Origin of the sequence: Tautonia marina, from assembly GCF_009177065.1 — a bacterium.
GTDB lineage: Bacteria > Planctomycetota > Planctomycetia > Isosphaerales > Isosphaeraceae > Tautonia > Tautonia marina.
Genome location: NZ_WEZF01000011.1, coordinates 238,743 through 245,554, shown reverse-complemented (window position 1 = coordinate 245,554; position 6,812 = coordinate 238,743). Strand labels below are relative to the sequence as shown.

General features: G+C 64.6%; 6 protein-coding genes. 4 read left to right on the top strand and 2 right to left on the bottom strand.

Annotated features, from left to right (window positions below; all coding sequences use genetic code 11):
• The first annotated feature begins 370 nt into the window (after positions 1-370).
• Together GA615_RS15205 and GA615_RS15200 are read left to right on the top strand one after the other, a co-directional pair.
• The gene (locus GA615_RS15205) at positions 371-700 is read left to right on the top strand and encodes a winged helix-turn-helix domain-containing protein (RefSeq protein WP_235905458.1); all 330 of its coding nucleotides are present in this window, start codon (positions 371-373) and stop codon (positions 698-700) included.
• 52 nt (positions 701-752) lie between these two features.
• A complete protein-coding gene (locus GA615_RS15200; protein WP_161602354.1) occupies positions 753-1,832 on the top strand; it encodes a helix-turn-helix domain-containing protein in 1,080 nt (359 codons plus the stop codon).
• On the opposite strand, the gene GA615_RS15195 is transcribed toward GA615_RS15200, so the two are convergent.
• On the bottom strand, positions 1,799-3,172 hold the full coding sequence (locus GA615_RS15195; protein ID WP_152052150.1) for a ParB/RepB/Spo0J family partition protein: 1,374 nt from the start codon (positions 3,170-3,172) through the stop codon (positions 1,799-1,801). The two genes, GA615_RS15200 and GA615_RS15195, sit on opposite strands and share 34 nt — an antisense overlap.
• A 187-nt stretch (positions 3,173-3,359) precedes the next feature.
• Here GA615_RS15195 and trpC point away from each other — a divergent pair, with 187 nt between their 5' ends.
• Positions 3,360-4,166 (top strand): indole-3-glycerol phosphate synthase TrpC, encoded by an 807-nt coding sequence (gene trpC / locus GA615_RS15190; protein WP_152052167.1) that lies wholly within the window; start codon positions 3,360-3,362, stop codon positions 4,164-4,166.
• Positions 4,167-4,323: 157 nt separating this feature from the next.
• The gene (locus GA615_RS15185; protein ID WP_152052149.1) at positions 4,324-5,598 is read left to right on the top strand and encodes a Gfo/Idh/MocA family protein; all 1,275 of its coding nucleotides are present in this window, start codon (positions 4,324-4,326) and stop codon (positions 5,596-5,598) included.
• Positions 5,599-5,823: 225 nt separating this feature from the next.
• On the opposite strand, the gene GA615_RS15180 is transcribed toward GA615_RS15185, so the two are convergent.
• Complete coding sequence (locus GA615_RS15180; protein ID WP_152052148.1) at positions 5,824-6,411, bottom strand: hypothetical protein; 588 nt, start codon at positions 6,409-6,411, stop codon at positions 5,824-5,826.
• Positions 6,412-6,812: the final 401 nt, after the last annotated feature.

The window sequence follows — 6,812 nt, the reverse complement described above, 5'->3', positions numbered from 1 at the left end:
TGCAAAGCTTGCGAATCGTCAAACCCGTCCCTGCTCGCGTCGTCACGATGCCTCGCACAGGTGAGAACAGGCCGCCCCTTCGAGCGGCCCGCGTCAAGGTGTGACTCACCGGCGACAAGGGACATAATACCGAGGAATCGCGGCGGGTCAACACCCTCGTGAAAAATCGTTTTGAAGGAAAGGGGTAGAGGTGGGTCCGGCTGGTCGATAGTAGGTGACAGGAGAGGTGGTTTGCTGAGGAAACTCTTGGGGGTTGTGACCGGATCGGACGCGGAGGAGAACAAGGAATTCTCCTGATCGAGATGTCGTGGGCCTGACCGGAATTCAAGGCCGCAGACACGAATCCAAGGGTCCAGGGAGGGGTCCGGACGTGCCCGTCGCCATGCCAACGCAGACGGACTGGCTGAGGAGCGTTCTCTTTGATCGCGGCTATCTGGGCCGGATCAAGGGGGAGGGAATCAAGGTCTATCTGGTCATGGTCGCCGCCTGCGGGGGGCGGCCGGACCGGAGCGTGACGATGAGCCTCAGCCAGTTGATGGACCGCACGGCCCTGTCGTGCCCGACGGTCATCGACAGCCTGGCCCGGCTCGAAAAGCTCGGCCTGGTGGTGCCGACGACCCGGCAGCGGGGGAAAGTCAAAACCTATTACGTGGCGGACCCGCCGGAGCCGGAGCAAGACCGGGACCCCCTGTCTCTCTAAGTTCCGCGTGGAGCGATCGGGCAAAGGCCCCTATTGGCCAATACGTCCCCGATTGCCGACGCCCCGAGCCCCCCCGAACCCAAGCGACCGCAATACGGCCATGGACTGGTACTTCTTCCGTGTCGAGCACGACCTGCTTCGCTCCGAGGCGTTCCGATCGCTCGGCGGTTCGGCGATCAAGGTCTATCTCGTCATTGGTCTCTACGCGGACTTCGGCACCGGCTGGGCCTACCCGAGCATCCGAACGATCGCCAAACAAGGCGGAATGAGCCGTCAGACCGTGCTCGACGCCATCGCCGAGCTGACCCGAGCGGGCCTGCTGGCCACGAGCAAGTCACCAGGCAAGGCGACAGCCTACAAGATTCTTCGCAACGCTCCGGAACGGCCGAGCAAGGCCAGGAGCAAGGTGTCCCAGAGTTCGCGCCGAGCTGTCCCAGAATCTTTTGAAGGACCCCCGAGAGCCGTCCCATTTTCTTTAGAACTCGACCCGTTCAGCGTCCCAGAATCTTCAGAACCCGAGGCCCGGGAATTCGGCCGCGGCGGCCGAGCAGATAGGCCCAAACAAGATCCAGCAACGAGAGAAGAAGAAGACAACACAAGCATCCCGATTCCGGGAACGCCCTTCCGGATCACGGCCGAAGGGAAGTTGCTTGTTGCTGTTGATCTTCAGGAGTTGTTGACGGAACAGGGACTGCCGAAAAAACTCGCGAAGAAACTCGCCACCCAGAAAGAGCCACAGGACGTGGCAAAGGTCCTGCTCAACGCCCTGTTCCTGCAAAGCCAGGGGAAGCTCCAAAATGGTCCCGGATACATCCGGGCCGGAATCGAGGACGGCTACGAACTGTTGCCGCAAGTGGCGACCAAATTGGAAGTTCGGCGCAGGCAACTGGAAGAGCATCTTCGATCGGTCGCCGTCCGCCGCGATCGAGAACGCCGCGACGAACAGCGTGAATCCGAGGAAGAAGCCATCAGCCTCCTCATCGAACGCCTGCATCCGGAGGAGCTGCAACGCCTCGTCGATCGGGCCGTGGACGAGCTCCCCGAGCCGATCGTCCGGCGCAACCCGACCCTCTCCAACCCCTTCGTTCGGGGCAAGGTTTACGAACTGGCCGGCGGCGAACCGCTCAACTGAGTCAGGCAGTCGGGCTGGATCTCGTTTTTGTCAAAGGGTTTGCGCATCACAAGCAGGTCGCGGACCTGGCCAAGCAACCGACCGTCGCGCCGGGCTCGCTCGACGTGCTGAGGCAGGTACGCGCCGTCCATCGGGCAACTAATGCGGCGGATCGGCACGAAACCGGCGCCGGTAAGGGCCGCATAGCCGAGAAACCCGTGGTCGATGTAGCCGACCCCGGCGGGCAGGTCCTTCTCGGTCTGGTTGGCCAGGAGCAGGGCGATATGGCCACCGGGCCGGAGTGTGGCGAAAGCGCTCGTTGCCAGTGTGTTCAAAAAGGCAACCCAGCCGGTCAGGGGCTCGGGTTCGACCCCGAACGCCGCGTACGGCTCGGCGAGCATGGTATGGTAGGGTGGATCGCAGAACACGAGATCGCATTCGCGGGTTTCAAGCGGAAAGCCATGCCTTACGTCGAGCTGTCGGATTTCTGGGCGTGCAGGATCGAGGTCATACGCAAGGCAGCGGCGGCCCATGGCCTCGCAGACGTCGAGCGTCGTCCCGCCACCGGCCATCGGGTCGACGACCAACGCTCCCGGCTCGGTGAAGTAATGCAGCGTATGCGAGACGATCCCGGCCGGAATCGATCCGGGGTGCGGGATGCCGTAGGCCGGGTCGCGCCGGAACGCCCAGACGTCGTACGGCGTCGGTCGGAATCCGGTCGTCAGGCGGGTCCGGCGGCGGAGGTCTTTGTAGGCGGCGTGGACCGACTTGGTCCCGGCGTCGAGCTGGGCCAGACCGCTCCGCGCTCGGGAGTCTCCCGAGGTGGCTGCCTTCCAGACCGCTCGGGCCTGCCGGTAGAGGTCCTTGCCGCCGAGCCCGATGGCCCGCGCAATGGTCTCGTCGGTTCGACCGCTCCGACCGTCGGAATTCCGACACTCGGCGCCGCTGCTCCTGAGGTTGGCGTCTCGTCGCCGACGGGCCTCGGGGGCGAGCAGGGCTTCGAGCGCGTCGGCCTCGCGCATCAGTTGACTGAACGTCTTGCGCCGCTGACGGTTGTAGTCGAGGATGGCCCGGCGTCGGCTCGACCCTCGGGGGACCGCGCGGACCTCGCAGGGGACCGTCTCCAGACCCAACCTCCGGGCGCAGGCCAGCCGCCGATGGCCCGAGAGCAGCTCGAAGCCGTCGGCCTCGGGAGCCGCGACCAGAGGCACAAGGATGCCCCCCTGGCGGATGCTGTCGAGCAGGCCGTCGTCGTCGATCTCGCGGTCGGGGTCGCCGTAAAGGCTGATGCTGAATCGGCTTGGGCGGATCGCCTCGATCGGCAGGTGATGCACGCCGGCGGGAGCGTCGAGGGTGATCATGGCGGGACGTCCGTGTCCTTGGGGGGCCAGTTCGAGTTGGTTCCGGACCTTAGCAGGGATCAGGGATCGCGTCCAGATCGCTCGCAAGGGGTGCTGAGTGGGCAATCGCGGGAGATTTCGGTAGCTTGGAGTGGCATCGCCCCCCCTTGCCCCCCCGAACCCGACCGAAGAACCCACGCCAACAACCATGCCCACCATCCTCGACGAGATTGTCGCCACCAAGCGCAGGGAGGTGGCCGAAGCGAAGCGGCGGATGCCGCTCGACGAGCTGGAAATCCAGGCGAGCGAGGCCCCTCCCGTGCGGAACTTCCGCGAGGCCCTCGAAGGCCCGGGGCCGATCCGCCTGATCGCCGAGGTGAAAAAAGCCAGCCCCTCGGCCGGCGTCATCCGCCCCGACTTCGACCCGGTCGCCATCGCCAGGACCTACCAGGCCCACGGGGCCGACTGCCTGAGCGTCCTGACCGATGTCCCGTATTTCCAGGGGCATCTGTCCTATCTCGCTCGCGTCCGGGCCTCGGTGGCAATCCCGATCCTGCGCAAGGACTTCCTGATCGACGAGTACCAGGTGGTCGAGGCCCGCATGGCCGGGGCCGACGCCGTCCTGCTCATCGCCGAGATCCTCGACGACGCCCAGCTCGCCGCTCTGCTCTCCCGGACCCGATCCCTCGGCATGACCGCCCTGGTCGAGATCTACGAGGAGGCGAACCTCGACCGCGTGCTGGCCGCCGGGGCCGACCTGGTCGGCATCAACAACCGCGACCTCACCCGATTCGAGACCGACCTGGAGCACACCTTCCGACTCCGCCCGAGGGTCCCCGAGGGGGTCCTCCTCGTCTCCGAGAGCGGCATCCGGGGCCGATCCGACGTCGAGCGCCTGGAAGCTGCCGGCGTCGATGCGATCCTCGTGGGAGAGTCCCTCATGCGATCCCCCGACATCGGCCGCGCCGTCGACGAGCTGCTCGGCCTGCCTTCGACCGTCCCGCCGGGGCCTTGAGCGTTCGAGAGGTCGATCCGAGCCGATCGCCTTCCCCTGGCGGCGGCATGACCTCGCGAAGCCGATCCCACCGGGGTACGCTGCACCATGATCGGGTGCTTCAATGCGTCTCGCGGTTGTGCCACGGCGATCCCCCTCGGATCCAAGGGAACCTCTCATGTCGATTCGATCTTCGCTCTCGCGTCGCCGATTCCTCCAGCGGGCCGCCGCCGTTTCCGCGGCGCCCTGGATCGTGCCTCAATCCGTCTTCGGCCGAAACGGCTCGGCCCCCAGCGAGCGGATTCGCCTTGGCTTCATCGGCATGGGCAAGCAGAGCCAGTACCACCTTCGTTGGTTCCTTGGCCAGGATGACGTGCAGGTGCTCGCCGTCTGTGACGTTGACACCACTCGCCGCGACGACGCCAAGGCGAAGGTCGATGCGAAGTACGAGAACTCCGACTGCGCCTCGTACAACGACGACCGCGAGCTGATCGCCCGAGACGACATCGACGCTGTCGTCATCTGCACCCCCGACCACTGGCACGCCATCACCATCCTCGAGGCCTGCAAGGCCGGCAAGGACATTTACTGCGAGAAGCCGCTGACCCTCACCATCCACGAGGCAAAAGCCTGCATCGACGCCGTCAAGGCCCACGACATCGTCTTCCAGACCGGCAGCCAGCAGCGCTCCAGCCCCGAGTTCCGCAAGGCCTGCGAGGTCGTCCGCAACGGCATGATCGGCGACATCAAGAAAGTCCTTGTCGATGTCGGCGGCCCGAGCCACTGGTGCGACCTCGGTGAGGAACCGCTCGAACCCGGCCTCGACTGGGACCGCTGGCTCGGCCCTGCCCCCAAGCGCCCCTACCACGAGGTCCTCAGCCCCCGAGGCGTCCACGACCACTACCCCAACTGGCGGGCCTTCCGCGAATACTCCGGCGGCGGCATGACCGACTGGGGCGCCCACCACTTCGACATCGCCCAGTGGGGCCTCGGCATGGACCACTCCGGCCCCTCCGAGGTCATCCTGCCCGACGACCCCAGCGCCGACCGCGGCGTCACCTTCCTCTACCCCGGCGGCATCGAGGTCATCCACGGCCCCGGCGGCGGCGTCACCTTCATCGGCACCGAGGGGGAGGTCTTCGTCAATCGCGGCCAGTGGCGCACCACCCCCGAGTCCCTCAAGGAGGCCGACATCCCCGCCGACGGCGTCCACCTCTACGACTCTCCCGGCCACCAGCGCGACTGGCTCAATTGCATCCGCGAGCGTCGCCAGCCCATCTGCGACGTCGAGGTCGGCGCCCGATCCGTCACCGTCTGCCACCTCGGCAACCTCGCCTACTGGCACCGCCGCTCCCTCCGCTGGGACCCCTCCTCCTGGTCCTTCCTCGACGACACCGACCCCTCCCTGCTCGACATCGACCGCCGCGAGCCCTACCTCCTGCCCACCCTCTGATCGGGTGGCCGAGACAAGCCCCGTAGGGTGGTGTCAAGCAACGCGAAGCCCCACCTTCCGACCGCCGCTGGCCCGGACAACACCACGCTGTCTGGGCGGCGAACCCGCACGAGTTCGAAGCGGATGCCTCGCCTCTCATCCACGCCAGGCCTCATCGGGACACCTCGTATCGCTTCATGATCCGGACAACTCGGACGTTGTCTGGGGCTCCCGCAGAAGTACTTTTTACCCAAGCAGCTCATAGCGTTCTGGAAAAAACATAGGATGCCTTCCTACGCCATAGTTTTGCGCATCTAACCTACTCTTGATGATCTCGATCACCGCTTGCCTATATTCGTGTTCGGTCGAGGCATCATTGAGCATCGGATAACTCCTGACAAATTGATCTGGCTCTACCGGTCCGTACTCGTCTTGATTCGCATGCCAGACCTCAAGTAGGTGCAGGGGCTGACTCTCCCCCAAGTTTCTGAAGAGCTTGATGTGCCTGGAAGGACGGTCAAATGATGGGAGAATGATAATATTTGCGCTCATGGACGAAGGCAATGGCTCTGGGTTGCGAGACACTCGGCCGGTCAACGTGTAGATAGGCCCTCTCAGAAAATTGACCCGGCACGACTGCTGGAACGCGTCCCTGAGCCGGCATGCCAGCGAGTATCGGATCGCGTTCTCCCGATCCAAGGATGATTCATTCAGCACCATTTCAACTTCGCCCGCGAGACGTTCGTCACCGACCAGCGGCGCATTCGCTTCGAAACAGAGGTCCAGCCTCCATTGATGCCGACGAATCGAAAAAGGGACATCCAATTCAGCCATTGGTGCTCTCGCGGATGGTTTCGGTCGTTCCACTCGTGCCACCTCGGCACAGGCAACTCACCGACCTGTGGAGTATTGCACGTCCAATCGCTGATATCCACAGGCGATTTCAAGAAAGAACCCATCTCATCGAGCCCGGATCATCCAGGAAAATCCGAGGCCGACCAGAGGTCGATCCGGCAGGCCGAGTGCACCCGCGTCCGGTGGCCCTGGTGCCTTCACATGAGACCTCGCCTGGCAGGCATTTCCAGGCTCTGCGTGACCCAGGCCCAGTCAAAGTCAATCGGTCGTAAAAGGCCGGTCACGCGGCGCGTGACCCTCCTCTCAAGATACTCAGGAGGCTCCACCGTCGGCCGACCCTCCCGCACTCAGACAAGGTCATCAGGCACCCCAGTCGCCTC